This window comes from uncultured Ferrimonas sp. (genome assembly GCF_947489035.1).
Taxonomy (GTDB): domain Bacteria; phylum Pseudomonadota; class Gammaproteobacteria; order Enterobacterales; family Shewanellaceae; genus Ferrimonas.
This window is the reverse complement of sequence record NZ_CANLCI010000015.1, coordinates 16,971-32,152: the sequence shown is the minus strand read 5'-3', so window position 1 is coordinate 32,152 and position 15,182 is coordinate 16,971. Positions and strand designations below refer to the sequence as shown.

At 54.8% G+C, this 15,182-nt stretch carries 14 protein-coding genes and 1 tRNA gene; 4 read left to right on the top strand and 11 right to left on the bottom strand.

The window, feature by feature from the left end; genetic code table 11:
• The first annotated feature begins 8 nt into the window (after positions 1-8).
• The 3 genes from Q0796_RS10615 to Q0796_RS10605 all read left to right on the top strand — a co-directional run bounded on the left by Q0796_RS10615 (position 9) and on the right by Q0796_RS10605 (position 1,603).
• On the top strand, positions 9-527 hold the full coding sequence (locus tag Q0796_RS10615) for a hypothetical protein (protein ID WP_298442775.1): 519 nt from the start codon (positions 9-11) through the stop codon (positions 525-527).
• A 150-nt stretch (positions 528-677) separates the two neighbouring features.
• Positions 678-1,412: a winged helix-turn-helix domain-containing protein gene (locus tag Q0796_RS10610; RefSeq protein ID WP_298442772.1), complete on the top strand. Its 735-nt coding sequence runs from the start codon at positions 678-680 to the stop codon at positions 1,410-1,412.
• A gap of 100 nt (positions 1,413-1,512) precedes the next feature.
• Positions 1,513-1,603: transfer RNA gene (locus tag Q0796_RS10605), tRNA-Ser, on the top strand.
• Between the two features lie 258 nt (positions 1,604-1,861).
• On the opposite strand, the gene Q0796_RS10600 is transcribed toward Q0796_RS10605, so the two are convergent.
• A complete protein-coding gene (locus Q0796_RS10600) occupies positions 1,862-2,812 on the bottom strand; it encodes a DUF1835 domain-containing protein (RefSeq protein ID WP_298442768.1) in 951 nt (316 codons plus the stop codon).
• 82 nt (positions 2,813-2,894) lie between these two features.
• Complete coding sequence (locus Q0796_RS10595; protein ID WP_298442766.1) at positions 2,895-3,248, bottom strand: DUF2750 domain-containing protein; 354 nt, start codon at positions 3,246-3,248, stop codon at positions 2,895-2,897.
• 147 nt (positions 3,249-3,395) lie between these two features.
• On the opposite strand from Q0796_RS10595, the gene Q0796_RS10590 reads away from it, so the two are divergent.
• Positions 3,396-4,670 carry an integrase arm-type DNA-binding domain-containing protein gene (locus tag Q0796_RS10590; protein ID WP_298442764.1) on the top strand — a complete coding sequence of 425 codons (1,275 nt, stop codon included), beginning with the start codon at positions 3,396-3,398 and terminating at the stop codon, positions 4,668-4,670.
• Between the two features lie 636 nt (positions 4,671-5,306).
• Here the strand turns inward: Q0796_RS10590 and Q0796_RS10585 are convergent.
• The 9 genes from Q0796_RS10585 to Q0796_RS10545 form a co-directional block, all read right to left on the bottom strand.
• A complete protein-coding gene (locus Q0796_RS10585) occupies positions 5,307-5,705 on the bottom strand; it encodes a DUF3069 domain-containing protein (protein WP_298442761.1) in 399 nt (132 codons plus the stop codon).
• Positions 5,706-6,039: 334 nt separating this feature from the next.
• Positions 6,040-6,999, bottom strand: a complete 960-nt coding sequence (locus Q0796_RS10580; RefSeq protein ID WP_298442759.1) for an AgmX/PglI C-terminal domain-containing protein — start codon at positions 6,997-6,999, stop codon at positions 6,040-6,042.
• Between the two features lies 1 nt (position 7,000).
• Entirely contained in the window at positions 7,001-7,516 is a 516-nt protein-coding gene (locus Q0796_RS10575; RefSeq protein WP_298442756.1) for a biopolymer transporter ExbD, read from the bottom strand.
• Entirely contained in the window at positions 7,513-8,058 is a 546-nt protein-coding gene (locus Q0796_RS10570) for a biopolymer transporter ExbD (protein ID WP_298442753.1), read from the bottom strand. Before Q0796_RS10570 ends, Q0796_RS10575 begins: the two co-directional genes overlap by 4 nt.
• A gap of 2 nt (positions 8,059-8,060) precedes the next feature.
• Positions 8,061-8,708, bottom strand: a complete 648-nt coding sequence (locus Q0796_RS10565; protein ID WP_298442751.1) for a MotA/TolQ/ExbB proton channel family protein — start codon at positions 8,706-8,708, stop codon at positions 8,061-8,063.
• A gap of 109 nt (positions 8,709-8,817) precedes the next feature.
• Positions 8,818-9,216 carry a hypothetical protein gene (locus tag Q0796_RS10560; RefSeq protein WP_298442749.1) on the bottom strand — a complete coding sequence of 133 codons (399 nt, stop codon included), beginning with the start codon at positions 9,214-9,216 and terminating at the stop codon, positions 8,818-8,820.
• Entirely contained in the window at positions 9,213-9,968 is a 756-nt protein-coding gene (locus Q0796_RS10555) for a tetratricopeptide repeat protein (protein ID WP_298442747.1), read from the bottom strand. The genes Q0796_RS10560 and Q0796_RS10555 overlap by 4 nt, the downstream gene beginning before the upstream one ends.
• On the bottom strand, positions 9,955-13,101 hold the full coding sequence (locus Q0796_RS10550; RefSeq protein WP_298442744.1) for a tetratricopeptide repeat protein: 3,147 nt from the start codon (positions 13,099-13,101) through the stop codon (positions 9,955-9,957). Before Q0796_RS10550 ends, Q0796_RS10555 begins: the two co-directional genes overlap by 14 nt.
• Positions 13,098-15,041: a hypothetical protein gene (locus Q0796_RS10545; RefSeq protein WP_298442743.1), complete on the bottom strand. Its 1,944-nt coding sequence runs from the start codon at positions 15,039-15,041 to the stop codon at positions 13,098-13,100. Before Q0796_RS10545 ends, Q0796_RS10550 begins: the two co-directional genes overlap by 4 nt.
• Between the last annotated feature and the right edge of the window lie 141 nt (positions 15,042-15,182).

The following is a 15,182-nucleotide window of genomic DNA, read 5'->3' as shown; positions in this document are numbered from 1 at the left end:
AGTTCAGTATGAATCGTTATTACGCAATCCCGATGACCCTGCTCAATAACAACGGCGAGATCATTGTTAACTCGTTCCCAATGGCGCTCGATCCAGAGATGGCGTTGGAAGTGCAGGCCCCGTCGCAATCAGCCAATGGCCAAGTGTTCAGTCAGATGCAATTTCAGATCCGCTTAGTGGGGTTTGAACGGCTTGATCAACTGCAATGGACCTTGAGTTTTGATCAAGAGCAGATGGCTCAGGCAGGGATCAAGTTAGCGAAGATCGAAACCAATGGTGATTTTGTTGAGTTGCCTGATTTCCAGCAAACCGGCATTGAGAACATCGCCAATGTGGAATCGTTCTACCTGAACTTTGCCATGTTCAGCAGCAATGCCGAACCACTGAAAGAGCAGTTAGAGCTGAGCAACAGCGGCATCTCCTTTATGTTGCCGAACAGCTCGGCCAAGTTGAAGTCATTTGGCGGTGACAACAACAACGTACAAGGCGGTTTTGTTCACCCGCCTCGGGTGATCATTACGTATTAATGAGTTACCGAAAACGCCCCGATATCGGGGCGTTTTTTTTAGAAAAACCTAGGTTCATAGTGGTTATTTATGAGCCTACCCCCTGGGTGGCTGCGTTTGCTTGTGTATCAGTCATGGAGCAAACAAACGCTTTGCTTGGAGGGAGCCAACATGAACCAACCACAACCCCAAAGCGCACGCACAACATCGTACGCCATTCCCCTAATTGCTTTAGTGCCCAATCATCGTCAGCAAGGGCTTAATAGCTTAATCAGCAACACCGAATTCGAAGTGATGACGGTGAACTCATCGGCTGAGGTCTCAACCATTGTTGAGCAACACCCGTTTAGTGTGGTGTTGATCGAAGCTTCTGAAGCGGGGTTGCCGGCCTCGGATCTGTGCAATCGCATTGATAACGCGGGCAATGCGGTGGTGGTGGTGATCTCCTCATCAGACTTTGCAACTGGTCGCATCACCTGCTGGCGGGCGGGGGCCGATCTGGTACTTGCACCAAACAGTTCAACGGAAGAGGTGTTGTGGGGCTGTCGAAACCTTAGCCAAAGGATGATGATGCGGCTGCAAGCGAAAGGCTTGGCCGAGTATTCAGCTGAAAGCGAGTGGTTCTTTGAACAGCAAAGCTTTCGGTTGATCCGCAAAGATGGTGCCTGGGTACGCTTGTCTCGTAATGAAGCTCAGATCATGGCGGCGTTGTGTAACTCCTGCAATAAAGTGGTTAAGCGTAATGTGTTGTGGCAATTGTTAGACAAAGCCGATTGGCGCTATAACGATCGCACCTTGGATGTGTTGATCGCTCGGATCCGCGCCAAAATGCGCCAAGTCGACATCGATCCTGGGGTGATCCTGACCCATTACGGTGCTGGCTACGAGCTGCGGATCAATACCTAAGCAAGAATTGTTGCCTTAGTCATCAACTTGAATAAAGTTGCGGCAAACAGAATTAAAGCCCTTTACAGCACCACAGCGAAACTCTATTATTCGCGGCGTCGGAGGGATGGCAGAGTGGTCGAATGCACCGGTCTTGAAAACCGGCAGGGGTTAATAGCTCCTCTAGGGTTCAAATCCCTATCCCTCCGCCATATTTCGAAAAGGCTTCCCAAACGGGAAGCCTTTTTCGTATCTGCGCCAAAATGTGTTGTAGAGATAGGGTGCATGGCCCTAGTTCCGGGGTTGCAAGAAGCGCAGCGAGTGACGACCATACTGTTGATGCCACAACAGCGAGTGGCCTTGTTACGTTCCAAACCGGCCTCTTTGCCATTTCTTTAGGAAGGCTCACCAAAACGGTGAGCCTTTTGCGTATCTGTAGCAAGTCGCGACAGGGAGAGGAGACTCTGCGCTTAGTATCGACTCAGTCGTTTTGCTGCGTGATCCCAGACCCAATAATTTCCGGGCTGAAGTGTTACCCCTCCTAAAGAGTAGGGGGGCGGCGGCGCGTCGAGCAAGTGCCGGCGGCCGTGGATCAAGGCGCGGCCATAAGCGGTTAAGGCCAGTTTCTGTTGCGGTGAACTGCCACACACTTGGCCATCAAACGAGATCAAAGCCGGTTGGTTGCATTGGCGCAAACGCTCTAGCTGCAGCCAAAAAATGCTATCCCCCATGAACGCCGCACTTTCGCTGTGGTGGTAACGCCTAAAAAGGGTTGCACACTGATCGACGCCAGCATCAATGCAGCTTAATGCCTGCTGCATGGTGCGACTGAGGCCATTGCTGGCGCTGGGCAGCTCTTGCAGTAAGCGTTCAAAGGCAGCGTCTAAATGGGGCAGCAACGGCGAGGGTTGTCGGCAAAAGCGAAGCCACGGTTGTGGTGTGCTCTGACCAAAGGCTTGCCAAGCCGCATTGGCCAGTTGCAATTGCTCAGTGGTTACCACGGTGGCACTTTGCTGCAACGGTTTTACCTGGGCTGGCGCGTGATGGCAAAGGTGATCATCGGTCTGCACTAGCAATAATTGCTGGTGTGGATATTGGTAAAACCAAGCCAGCAGCTGCAACAGCTGTAACTGATCGTATAGATCATGCTCAAACCACAGGGTAATTGTTGCATAGTCATTGGCATTGAATAGGTGTTGATCCCGTTGGCCAAAATCCAGTTCTAGGGTTTTCGCATCGGCAAAGCCTAATTGCGCTAAGAAGTGCGCCCGTTGATGCGATAGCTGTGGCAACGATAAGGCGGTATGTACCGGACCTTCGTGCAACACATCTCGCCACGGCAGGAGCTGGCCACGGATCCCACCAGCCTGCAAGAGGCTAACCGCGGAATCGCCATTGGTGATATGCAGTTGACGATCCATCTGCCCTCCTAGGCATTCTGTGTGCTTTAACACCGGTATAAAAAAAGCCGCATCAAAGCGGCTTTTTAGGTCGGCGATTTAATTACTCGCTTTCGCTGTCGGCTAACGCCTTGGCTAAGGTAAAGGGATCCATCTCTCCGCCGGTCAGATCGGAGTTCCAATCCAGACCAACGCGGACACCGTCTTCATCTAGGCTAGGCAGCCACTCTTCAAAGAAGTCATCAATGCTGATAGAGGCAACGGAGTAATCGGCCCAGTCGTCAATGCACAGGGCTTTTGCTGCGGCTTCGGTGGAGAACAACGGCATTACGTCAGTTGCTTCAAATTCGATGGAATCAACAACAACGTATTCGCTGTCGGCGCTCAACACCCAAATGTGGCCAGACTCAGTTACCGCTTTGATAAAGTCTGCCAGGTTAGTTTCAACGTCGGACATGTTTCGCTCCACTAGTGATTTGTGCGGATCGTTACCGATCCGTGGCAGCGACGCAAGCCATTCCTGCAGTTATTTGTGTGATTTGCGCTTTGCTTTGTCAACTTGATCTGAAAGGATCGGAATAGGTCAGAGTATAGAGCGGTAAACATGGAAAAGTTGCCACCAAAACAGCAGGTTTTATTCTTACTTGAGCAGTGCTTAGCAACCGGAGTAAGAGGGCGCATTGCCGAGATCATTAAGCACGCTCGCGCTGAAATTGAGCCAAGGGATGAGTTTAACGATCAGCTTTATAGCAAAGCGAGTGCCGATCTGTCGGATCCCAACTTTCCTGGGCTAGTGTTTAAAGTGGGTAAGCAGTCGCGGCGTTGGATCTATCGTTATACCCCCACAGGCAGCCGCTCAACCAAACAGCGAACGCTTGGTTACTACCCACAGATGACGGTGCAGCAAGCGCGTGCCGCCTGGGCGCAGCAGCGGCAGCCTCACGCAGAGCCCAGCGATGCTGTGGTGAGCTATTCCGTCGGTCAATTGGTGGCTGATTACCTTAACTACGCCCGTCATCATCGCAATGAATGGCAACGAGAACAGCGGCTGCTGGAACGGCAGTTGGATGATCGCTTTGGTGGCCTCGATGCGGCGGCGCTAAATTCTGATCATATCGAGCAGATCTTGAGCCACGTTGAGCAAGTGGCCATTGCAAAAGGCGGCCACGGCCAGCGAGCCAAAGAGAAGGCGTTATCGATACTGCGCCACCTTTATGACGTGGCACGGGGCAAAACCGATTATCACGACAGCAGTTTACCGTGGCTGGCACCAAGCTTGGCTAACCCAACGGAAGGGATCAGCATCAGTCGCGTTGCGGTAATGCAAACGCCACTCTTTGCCGCGGATGTGGGGCGCTACCTCAAAGCTCTGGTTGGCTTGCCGATAAATGAAGACGTAAAAGCGCTGTTGATGTTACAGCTGGGAACGATGGCGCCGTTCTCTATTTTGTGTCGATTGCAGTGGCAGCATATTGATTGGCAACGGCAGAGCATCCGTTTTGTTGGCAGTAAAAAGCAGGTGCAGTGGTTGCCGTTATCGACAGCCGCATTGGCCTTACTTGAGCAGCGTCGCCGCCAGAGTCGAGCGGATCAGCCTTGGGTTTTTTGTGCCACTAAGCAGCGCCACAAACCCATGCCGATCCATTATCCTAGCCAATTGTTGGCCGCCTTACGCACCCACCTTCAGTTGCCTAATCAGTTCACAGCTGGAAAAATCATTCGCTTTGGGCTGCAATGGCACCAACAGCAGGGAAGCGTAATTGGGCAAGTTGGGCATCCCATCCAAGACAGCCACTTTAGCTTGTTACCACAGGCTCAGTTCACCGTAGCCGCAGAGCAGTGGCAACAGTACCTCACCAATCTGCGCCAATCGAGCTAATTTCATGCTGTAACCAATGGTGTAACATTGGTATTTTTATGGGGTTTCTGCTCAATATTATGGGGCTTATGGTTTTCTCATTTTTGTTGGCTGTCGATTGCAAGCCTTTCCCTCTTCATTTGGCACCGTGTGGGTGACTGGAACCGATTTTGACGTAGTTCGCTCGATGCGCTTGCCGTGCCAGTTTGCCTGTGGCGAGTGAATCGTCTGGATGCTTACTTTTGTGATAGAAATAGGCAAGGGTTGTTGAGGGCAAAGACCGACGCGAGGCAAGCAAAACAAGGCTGCCTAAGGAAATGCGCGTCGGCTTACGCGTGCTCAATGGCAGCGAAGCAAGCGCCTGTTCCGCCTTGCCGATAGCGGCGTGCGACATGGCATTTTTAATCGATAGTTGGATGAGTTAAGAGGCTTGCCTTGGTTGCACTTGGCTGAGTGGCTGACGCAAAAACTGAACTTATTGAGCGCGGCCGAGTTGAGATGGGCCGCGATGGCGGCACGAAGCCTGACCGTGATTAACGGTAACGAATGGTGCCGATCAGTGCTGACGCATGTGGAAAAGCAGCCATAAAAAAAGGAGCTTACTTAGGCTTCTGTTCGCCCAGTTAAGCTCCTTCAACTGATGTGGGTAATTAACCCTTAGCCGCGAAACGGCGCAATCAGTTCGTTACGCAGTGGCATGTCGCGACGTGCGGCTTTCAGATCTTTAATCATCATCTTGATGCCTTGGGCAAACAGTTGCTGCATCAATGCGTCAGCTTGTTGCTCGTCGGCCTTGTCGTCGCCTTCGTTGGTTTTCTCGATCATCTGCAGCAGCTCTGCACATGGGCCAACCAAGGTGTAAGACACAACGGCTTGGAACTGCTGGAACGACTCAACCACCTTGTGGGCACTGGTAGGCAGTTTGTCCCACTCTGCACGCAAAGGCGCTTCAACGGCGTTGTAGATGGTTAATACACCTTCGTGCTGCTCTGGAGCAGCTTTCATAAAGCTCAGAACCTGTTGCAGCTCTGCTGGGATTTGAATCGCGTCAGTCATGGTAAAACTCAAGTCTTGTGGAAAGGCCCGTATGATAGCGGATCCAATGAAAATGTCAGCGACTTCGTCGGCTTTGTCGGCGCTTTTTATACCGAGCTGGGGTGAAGCGCTGCATCCGCCAACTCGTTATTGATACAGTTAGGCATATTATTGGAAATGTTGCCTACATACATTTGTGGTGTGATGGCCTGAATCCAACCATGCCACTACGGTAAATACTAACGGACATCACACCCGCAGTAGCCGTGCTAGAACGGGCTATACAGTGATCTGCGAAAAAGAAAAACGCCTCCGAAAGGAGGCGTTTTGATGTAAAGCGCAGATCCGGTAATGGTTAGCTTGGCAGGAAGTCGATGGCCCAGATGGTGGTCATCGCATCGACCGACTCAGCCGGGAAACGGATAGAGCGCAGCACCAACAGCAGTTGTCGCTCGAGCTTCGGGTTAGCCAGTTCGCTCGATTGGATCTTCACCTGACTGACTTGGCCATCGGCTTGGATCTCAATTTCAAACATCACCTTGCCTTGCAGCAGCGGATCTTTGCGTAAGGCGCGGTTGTACATGGCGTACAGCCGAGACTTGTTGGCTTCCAGCGTGCGCCGTAATGCCATTTCAGAACGTTGACCACCGCTGCTTTGTAAGTTGCGCTGCTCTGACTCTCCACCGCTGGCAGCCAATACCTCCTCTTCGGCTAAGCGCACCTGCTGGGTGGCGTTGCGGCTGATCTCGGCTGAAGCGACAGTTGGGGCGATGTTTGCTTTGGCGAGCTGGGCACTTTGGGCGCTGGCTTTGGCTCCCAACAGGTTGCGCTGTACTTTGGCCTCCACGTTTTCCCCTTGCTGTAACGGGGCGCTACTGGCAGACAGATCTAAGGCTTCGCGCATCGAGAACAACTCGTCCTTCATCGCCGCTAAGCCGGCGTTTTGGGCTGTTTCTTTGGCGTTTTGCCTTGGGGTTACCACGGGCTCTGGTTTGGGCTCAGGTTTCGGCTCGGATTTCTCAAGCTCTGGTTCAGGCTCCGGTTTGGGCTGCGGTTTTTTCTGCTCCGGTGGCGGCAACTGTTTTTTCTCCAGCATGATTTTGGCTAACTGTGGCGGCAGTTGTTCTTTTACTTCCCGTGGCAGTTCAACCTGTTCCAAGCTGGGCACAATTATCGCAATCACTAAGTACGCTGCCAGTAACGCCGATAGCACCAGTTTAAACAGCCGATCTTGGCCGCTGGGCTGGAACGGATCGCGCTCGCCAGCAAAGGCGCTCGCCAGAGCATGAGGATGGAGTAGGGCACTGCTGCTCATGTTAGCCCTCTCCTGCGGCGCGGCTGCGCTGCTCTACGGCCAGGCTCATGTCGCGGTAACCGCTTTGGGCACAAGCGGCCATTATCTGCTTCAGCACCACGTAAGGGGTGGATGCATCGCCAATAATGGTGATGCCGCGCCCCTTTTGTTGTTCCGTCTCGGTAAGTTCGGGTCGTTTGTTGGCGTGGTAGTTCAGCTCGTTTTGCAACGCGGTAACAAAGTCGTCGTTGTGTTGCAGCGATTGCTGATCCCCTTGCCAAACGGCGCGTTCCTGCACCAGCACGGTTTGCGGCAACACCGTAACCACTAAGTTGTCGACGGGCAGCTTTTCAGCCACCGAGATCGGCAACGCCAGTTGGTCGATGTTTTGCAATACCCGCACTTCCGACTGGTTGACGATCAGAAAGAACACCAAGATGGTAAAGATGTCCATTAAGGCGACGAGGTTCAGTTTGCTGGCTTGTTTGAGGCGGGCATGATGCTTCCCCAAGCGCTTGGCTCTGGCTGACTGTTTCATAGCTGCGCTCCTGCGTTGCTATCCGATACCGCCGTTGGCGCGTCCTGTGGGGCTTGCCCCAAGGAGATCAGTGGAAACAGTTCGGCATCAACCAAATTGGCAGCAACCACCGCTTTAAAGGAACGCACCGTATCCATGGCGGAAACAATGGTTTGGTAGTCGACGTTATCGTCGAGCAGAATCACGATGTCGCTCTTGTCGATCTGCTGCTGTTGAAAGGTCAATTTGAGATCCTGCAGATAGAGCGACAATGCGGCGAAGTCATAGCCATCTTGGCCCACGGCAAACTGTTTTAAGGGCACGCCCGCGGGGTAGTTAAGGCTGAGCTGTTGTGGGGTGATCACCAGCTCCAGTACCTGGGGCTCGTCGATGTTGTCGGGATTGGCGGCATCCGCCAGCACCGGCAGCTGTAGATTTAAAATCCGTACCTGAGAAAACACCAAGCTCAGTAGCAACACTGGCACCAACACAATCATTAGGTTCATAAATGACGTGATGTCGAGCTCTGCGTCTCCGCGGTTTCGGAGGCGACGGCGTCTCATGATTAACCTCGGTTGGCATCGTGATTGAACGACAGCGAGTTCAGCAGCTTAATGCCTGCCATCTCGATTGAATCGACGATGGTCGCCGTTTTGCTTTGCAAGTTGGAATGGAACAAGATCAGTGGGATGGCAGTGATCAAGCCGAAGGCGGTGGTGTTCATCGCCACCGAGATGCTGGAAGACAGCAGATTGGCTTTCTCAGCCGGATCGGCACTGGCCACGGCGGAAAACGCGGCGATCAATCCCATGATGGTGCCCAACAGCCCCAGCAACGTGGCGATGTTGGCCAGCGTCGCGATAAACGGGGTGCGTTTTTCCAAGCGCAGCATGTATTCCATGATGGTTTCTTCCATGGCGTACTCCACATCTTCGCGGCGCTTGGCGTTATCTAAACGAACAATGCCCGATTGCAGCACATCAAATACTGGGGCTTTGTTGCTGGCGGCGTGTTTACTGATGGCGTTGACGTCACCACTTTTCAGGGCCTGCTGGATCAGCGCAAAGGCTTTGCGGTTGGTGCGCTGGGCCGAGGATAAATAGAGCCAGCGTTCGATGGTAATGGCTAAGCCGACCACCAGGACTAGGGCGATGGGGTAGATAAACGGGCCGCCGTTTTGCAAAAAGGCGATGATGTGATCGGTAAAGCTCATGGTCTGTTCCTTCAAAATGCTAAGTAAGCCAGTGATGGCGAACGGTCTCTTCCTAAATAGGCATTACTGCTTGGCGGCAAGGGCGTACGCCATTGCCAAAATGGGCTGTTCAGCGTTGGCCACCGCCTTGGGCATGTTGGCGGATCTGCTGTTGAAACCGGCTGGGGTGGATGGGTTGCAGCTGTGGCAGCGAGATCAACAGCGGCGTTGGCGTAATCGCAACGGCGTTGTCGATCCCTTGCCACGGCATCACGTAGATAACATTGGGCTGCTGCTGCGAACCGGTCACGCGGCTTTCAATCAACAGCGGCTGGTTGCGGCGTTGAGCGGGCTGACTGACCGCTTGCTGTTTGATTGTGGCCTGTTGAACTGGCGCGGGCTCAGCCTCGTTTGCGCTGCTGTAACCACTGCAAAGGAGTGTTACGGCCAGCACCGCGCTAGCTCGGGCTTGTCGCCGTGGCATTGCTGCTAATGATGCGATTTTCTGGGCGGCGGTGATGCAATTCATCGGGACTCCTTGGCCGCGCTGGCGGTTGCATCGCGAGGCGGTAACGTTAATCCGGCGCGCTTAATTTTAATCTCCACACTGGCCAGCCAGCGCTGGGCCTGACTGTTGCTGGGCTCCAACGCCAGATAGGCCAGGTAGTGTTGGTGTGCCTGCAACAACTCGCCACGGTACAGCTCATACAAAATCGCCAAGTTCAGATGGGCTGTGGGGTAGTGTGGCCAGAGGCTTAACGCCTGTTGATAATGCTGCTCTGCCGCCACAAAGTGCCCCTGCTTACTGGCAATAAAACCGCGGGTTTGATGGGCATAAGGGTTGCCACTGTTCGCCCGGATGGCGCTATCGGCAAAGCTGGCCGCCAGATCCCACTGCTGTTGTTCAATGGCGATTAAGGCCAAGTTTAAGTGGGCACCGGACAGCTGCGGGGCCACGTCGATCACCTGATTCAGTAAACTGCGTGCCTGTGACCATTGCTGGGCGCGCATCGCACTGAGCGCCTGTTGGTAATTGGCGATAACCGCGGCGGGGATCTGCGGCAAATAATCGGCTTGGGCCAGCAGGTACGGGTTGGCTTCCGGTGCTGCAGTTGCTGCGCGTGCGTCGGTCGCCGTTGTGATCGCATCATTCGCGCTTGGCTTGTTTTGTTCCGCATCGCCCGATATCGCCTGGCCGCTGAGGCTGCTGCACCCTTGCAGCAAGGCGGCGCCCAATAGCACCGTTAGGCTGTCGCGTAAGCGCGCGTTAATAGATGGCATCAACCAGTTCATGGCGCTGCTCCTGTTTTTGGTACATCGCGGGAGACATCAGCGCCAGCTGTTTAAAGCTGGCTGCAACCCACTGATCGTAGATCTGCTGCCATGCCCGTTGGCTGTTGCTGATGTGGATCTCAATCGCTTTTTCTTCGAAGGGGTAAGCCAGCTCTTCCAGCAGAATTTCGTACTCTTCTAGGGCTAATTCATCGAGCTCCGCTGGGCGCTGCGAGCTCATGATGTCTGCCGCGAGCAAGCGGTACATCTCGGCCAGTTGGTAGGTGGCGTGGGGCACGTGGTTAGCTTGCTGCAGCTGTAACACCTGTTGATAGCGCTCGATCGCCTGCTGCATCGCTTGTTGCTTACGCTGCAAGCTGGCTTTGAGCGGGATCTTCAGTTTGGCCTGACTGAATTGGCGCTGGTGCGCTTGGCCCATGCCCATGGCCGCGATTGAGGCCAGCTCAATGGCGCGGGCGGGAACCGTGGCTTGGCGCTGGGTTTGTTGCTTATGGGCGCTGAGGATCTTGCCAAACCAAAACTGCTGCTTATTGGCTTCGCCGCTACTGCGATAAAATTCGCTCATTTTAAAGCGCACCTCTTGAGCCACATCAAAGGGTTCGGGGTAGCGATGGGCGTAACGGCGAAACGCATCCAGAGCGGCGCTGTTATTACCGGCCTGTAAGTACAGCTCGGCGGCACGGTATTGCGCTTGTCGCTGTAATTGCGGCTGCTGTTGCTCGTTCTTGGCCAGCAACAGCAGCTGCTGCGCGGCCAGCTCCCATTGACCAAGGGCTTGGTAGGACTCGGCTAATTTCGCGGGAATGGTGTCGCTGAAGGCGTGATCCGGGTAACGCTGGGCAAAGGGCAGCAAAACGGCAATCGCCTGTTGCCATTGCTGCTGTTGCAGCAATAAGTTGGCCGCTTCAAATTCTGCGTTTTGACGATAATCAGACTCCGGCACCACCTCTCCGATCCGCAGCAACTGCGCCACCGCTTGCTGCGGTTCATCGGGTTGCAGCTGCTGAGCCTGAAAATAGATGCTGGATGCCAACAATTGCCGCATCTCGGCTCGGCTTTGCGCGGCGCGGTCGGCCGCTGCCGGCTTGCGGTCGGTGCCGTGCGCTAAATTGGGGGCCACAAACTGCAGCGCCAATTGGTAGGCGGCTTCAGCCTGTTGGTACTGCTCTTGTTGATACCAGCTGTGGGCCACCAATTGAGTCACCCGTTGCAACTGTTGCAGCGCGGTGCCCGACAGCGAATTGATGCTGCCAAGGGATATGCGCTGACCCTCTAAGGCGGCCAGCTGCTGCGATTGCATGAAATTATGGCGCTGCAATACAAAGTCGCGATAACGGAGCAAGCTGGGGTGGTCGTTATCATCAAAGGCCAGTTGCGCCCCTTGATTGGCCAGCTCCAGTGCCCGCGGATCGTGGGGGTAGTGTTCGATAAACTGCCAATCCAGTGCTTGTCGCTGCTGGGTTAACGTGGCCACGTTGTCGGAGCTGACGTCTGCCTTCGCTTGCGCTTGGCTGAGTAACTGGCGGGCGGTCACGGTGGTGGCATAGGCCGCCTGTTGTTGGCGCTGTGCCGCCTCGGGATCGGTGGCTGGGCGGGCAGGGTAGGCGAGCTGTTGGTATTGCCGCAACGCGGGGGCATATTGCTGCGCTTCAAAGTGGGCATCGGCCATCAGGTAACGATCGGCCTCAATCGGTCTGCTTAGCAGGGCTTGCGCCTGTGGCAGCTGTGCCAACTGCAGGTACACCGCGAATGCGCTGGCGGCGTTGGCGAAGCCGCGTGCCCGCGCAGTGCCATCGGTTAATTGCTGGCTGCTGGCGTATAAGCGACGGCTGTGTTGATCGGCAAATTTAAGCAAGTGTGGCAGTAACTCTTGCTGTTGTTGCGAGCTGGCCTGCTGCCAAAAATCACTGGATAAACCGTATTGCTGCAGGTAATGCCGCTGCAACTGCCGCATCGCCGCAAACTTGCCTTGGCGTTGGTACAACTGCAGCAACGGTTGGCTGTAGCGCGCCGCCCAAATGCTGTTTGGAGCCAAGGTTATGTAGGCGTTGTAGCTGCGCTGAGCGTCGTGGATCAGCTCTTTTTGCAGTAAAAATTCAGCCAAATTGGCAAACAACAGATGCTGATAACGGGGCAGCTGGGTTGAGTCAGGCTGCTGCTTAATCAGTTGCAGCAATGAGTTGGCTTGCTGTTGCTGGCTGAGGGAGATGCTGAGTACCCGCTGGCTGTCGTTGGCTAGGTTCTGGTGGCGACTGTTGAGCTGAGCAAAATCAAACTCAGCCGTGGCTGCCGCGTCTTGGTTGGCGTCGGCGGCATCAATGACCGCATCCAATACTTGGATAAAGTTGCTGTTGGCGGCGGCAAACCGGTTCAGCTTAAATTGCGACCAGCCTTTCATATACAAGCTGTTGATGCGGTAGTTGCTGTTGTTGTCGCTGTGCAACACCGCGGTGTAGGCGCCAATGGCGTTGGGGTAGTCGGCTCGGTTGTAGTAGATCTCGCCGCGACGAAAGTGCAGCTCTGCTCGGTACTGGCTGGTCGGAAATCGCTGCAGTAACAACTCCATTTCGTGCAGGCTTTGATCGGTTTTCCCTTGCAGCGCCAACGCCTTCGCCAGCTGGTAACGGATCTGTTCATTTTCCGGCCGCTGGGGAAACTGCTGCAATAGCTGTCGGTAGTCGCCTATCAGTTGTTGCAATTGTTGCTGCTGGTTCGCCATCTGTTGAGCCAGCGTCTGCTGCGTCAGCGTGGGTTCGGCATCGAACGTTTGCTGTTCAAACCGATTGGTATTGATTTGGGTAAGACGATAAGCGATATCAACTCGCACCGTTGGGCTTGGCTCTAACTGCAGCAATTGCTGGTAGATGGTTGCCAGCTTGGCACTGCGTTGGCTGGCACTGAGCTGCAGCGGCGCTGGCATGCTGGGTTGCTGCGCTGCCACATCGGCCAAGGTGGATCGCGCTATGCGTTGTTCTGGTTCGCTCCATAATGAACAACCGCTCAGGCTGAACGACAGCCACAGCGCCACGGCGCTGGGCACCGTGCGGTTTGTTCGTGGCCGTGGCATTGGTTTTTTTCGCTGCCCTAAGCTGACGTTAACGGGCTTCTCCAGTTGCGTCATTGCCGCGTTCCTTGGCTGGTGGCGCTTGATTGTTGGTTGGGGGCAGCGGCGGCCATCTGTTCCAGTGTACGGGCTAACCCGTGGCGAGCTTGCAGTGTGTATTGGGTTAACAGCTGCTGTTGTTGGGCAATGAATTGCTGCAATTGATGACGGATGGCAACCGTTAACTGCTGTTGCTGTTGGCGGATGTTTACGTTCAGGCCAGCAATTTGGTTGGCGTTGACACGATGGCGCTGTTGCAGCTTGGCCAGTTGCGGTTGCTTTTGCATTAAGCCGCTGAGCGTCTGCTGTTGCGATTGGGCTTGCGCCAACTGCTGGTGTACCCCTTGCAGCAGACGCCGGTGTTGCCACAAACGCTGGGGTAACTGACTTTGCAGTTGCCAGTGCAACACGCCTTTGAGCCGCTGCAACCGCTGTTGATACTCGTGGGTGTTGCGCTGGTTGCTGATCATATCGATGTTCTGCTGGCTGCGATTCAGTCGCTGCAGCCACTGTTGTTGCTGTTGATTGGCAAAGCGCTGACCATCTTGATGTTGCGCTGCTGTGGCGATCAGCTGTTCAATTTCGCTGATTTGCTGCTGCAGTTGCGCTAACTGTGGCGCCGTTGGATTCGCCTGTTGTTGCTGGGTCAAGGTGTGGCGTCGTTGCTGGTTTAACGTCAGCCCTTGGCCCAACCAATCACTTTGCTGCTGTTGTTGCTGCACCATGGTGTGCAGCTGCTTTAGCTCGGTTAAGCCAGCAAACTTGGCCGCAAGATTCGGGTGTTGCAGGGCTTGCTGCAGCCACTGACTGTGTTGGTCGTTGTTCAGGCTTGGTGCTAACTGCAGCAGATCGGCACTGGCGTCGATCGCTTGGCTAAACTGCTGCAGTTGCTGTTGCTGTTGCCGGTAATGCTGCTGTGCTTGCTGGTAGCCACCGGCGGCGGCATCCAGTTGCTGCTGTTGTGCCAACGAGTCCGCTTGCAGCAGCGCCGCTTGCCACCCTAATTGCGATTGAGGATAACGGCTGGCCGTAGCGCCAAAGAGCGACTGTGCTAACTGAGCATCCCCATTTTGGGCGGTGGCATGGGCCAGCATAAACAAGCCTTGCTGGGCAAAGGGGCTGTGCTCTGGAAATTGCTGCAGCTGCTGTTGGGCTTGTGCAAATTGCTGCTGGTGTAGATACAGTTGGCCAAGCAGTAAACGGGCTTGATCGCTGGCGGCTTGTTGCTGTTGTTGCTGATCGTCGCTGTGGGCTGCAGGGGGTTGCCAAGGTAAAAACAGTTGTTGCCAAAAGGGGCGCTGTTGTTGGGGCCAGCGGTTGTTCTTGACCGCCAATAACAGCGGCTCGGCTTGTTGATACTGCTGCTGTTGCAGGTGGCGTAATGCCCGATTCAGCAATAGATAGGCACGCTCTAGCGAAATTTGGCTCAGGCTCTGTGGTTGCAACGGCACCAACGCCTGCGGCGGCGCGGGCTGAGGCCAATAGGCTAACTGATTTAAGATCAGGTATTGATTGCGATAAGCCGGTGTCACGGCGGTGATCTGCGCTAACGCTTGCTGCGCCAGCGGCGCTTGGCCTTGCTGCAGTTGTTGTTCTGCCAGTTGCAGTAGGGCTATCAGCGTTAACTGCGCCGATGCCGGGTTAGTCCTGACGTTGGCTTGACTGTCCGTTGGGCGGGCGTGGCTGAGCGCAATCAGGGTGTCGCTGGCTTGCTGGTGTAAGCCAAGATTCACCTGTAACCCTGCGGCAAACAGCTGGGTTTTACTGTTGCCTGCCCCGTAACGTTGTTGGTTCAGGCTCAGCTGGCGCAAGGCGCCGTTAAAATCCCCGGCAAAGTAGTAATAGAGCGCCTGGCGATAGAGCTTGTCTTGCAAGGCGGTTGATAACTGCGGCGCTGCGATTGGTGGCACGGCCGCTTGCTGTTGCGGCAGCAACGGCTGGGGTTGAGCCGCTGCCAAGACGGGCGCGGATAATGGCCAAAGCAGCGATCCCAGCGTTAGCAGCGCATGGCGCCGCCAGCATGAACGACGGGCCGTGGTTTGTGGCGAGCGATCTAGGCGCGACGAGCTTAAACGCCGTGGCCTTGGAGTTAATGCTTT

What these genes read in the sequence shown, in the direction of transcription:
- Q0796_RS10615 (WP_298442775.1), top strand. Translation starts at nt 9, where the DNA reads ATGAATCGTTATTACGCAATCCCGATGACCCTGCTCAATAACAACGGC.
- Q0796_RS10610 (WP_298442772.1), top strand. Translation starts at nt 678, where the DNA reads ATGAACCAACCACAACCCCAAAGCGCACGCACAACATCGTACGCCATT.
- Q0796_RS10600 (WP_298442768.1), bottom strand. Translation starts at nt 2,812, where the DNA reads ATGGATCGTCAACTGCATATCACCAATGGCGATTCCGCGGTTAGCCTC.
- Q0796_RS10595 (WP_298442766.1), bottom strand. Translation starts at nt 3,248, where the DNA reads ATGTCCGACGTTGAAACTAACCTGGCAGACTTTATCAAAGCGGTAACT.
- Q0796_RS10590 (WP_298442764.1), top strand. Translation starts at nt 3,396, where the DNA reads ATGGAAAAGTTGCCACCAAAACAGCAGGTTTTATTCTTACTTGAGCAG.
- Q0796_RS10585 (WP_298442761.1), bottom strand. Translation starts at nt 5,705, where the DNA reads ATGACTGACGCGATTCAAATCCCAGCAGAGCTGCAACAGGTTCTGAGC.
- Q0796_RS10580 (WP_298442759.1), bottom strand. Translation starts at nt 6,999, where the DNA reads ATGAGCAGCAGTGCCCTACTCCATCCTCATGCTCTGGCGAGCGCCTTT.
- Q0796_RS10575 (WP_298442756.1), bottom strand. Translation starts at nt 7,516, where the DNA reads ATGAAACAGTCAGCCAGAGCCAAGCGCTTGGGGAAGCATCATGCCCGC.
- Q0796_RS10570 (WP_298442753.1), bottom strand. Translation starts at nt 8,058, where the DNA reads ATGAGACGCCGTCGCCTCCGAAACCGCGGAGACGCAGAGCTCGACATC.
- Q0796_RS10565 (WP_298442751.1), bottom strand. Translation starts at nt 8,708, where the DNA reads ATGAGCTTTACCGATCACATCATCGCCTTTTTGCAAAACGGCGGCCCG.
- Q0796_RS10560 (WP_298442749.1), bottom strand. Translation starts at nt 9,216, where the DNA reads ATGAATTGCATCACCGCCGCCCAGAAAATCGCATCATTAGCAGCAATG.
- Q0796_RS10555 (WP_298442747.1), bottom strand. Translation starts at nt 9,968, where the DNA reads ATGCCATCTATTAACGCGCGCTTACGCGACAGCCTAACGGTGCTATTG.
- Q0796_RS10550 (WP_298442744.1), bottom strand. Translation starts at nt 13,101, where the DNA reads ATGACGCAACTGGAGAAGCCCGTTAACGTCAGCTTAGGGCAGCGAAAA.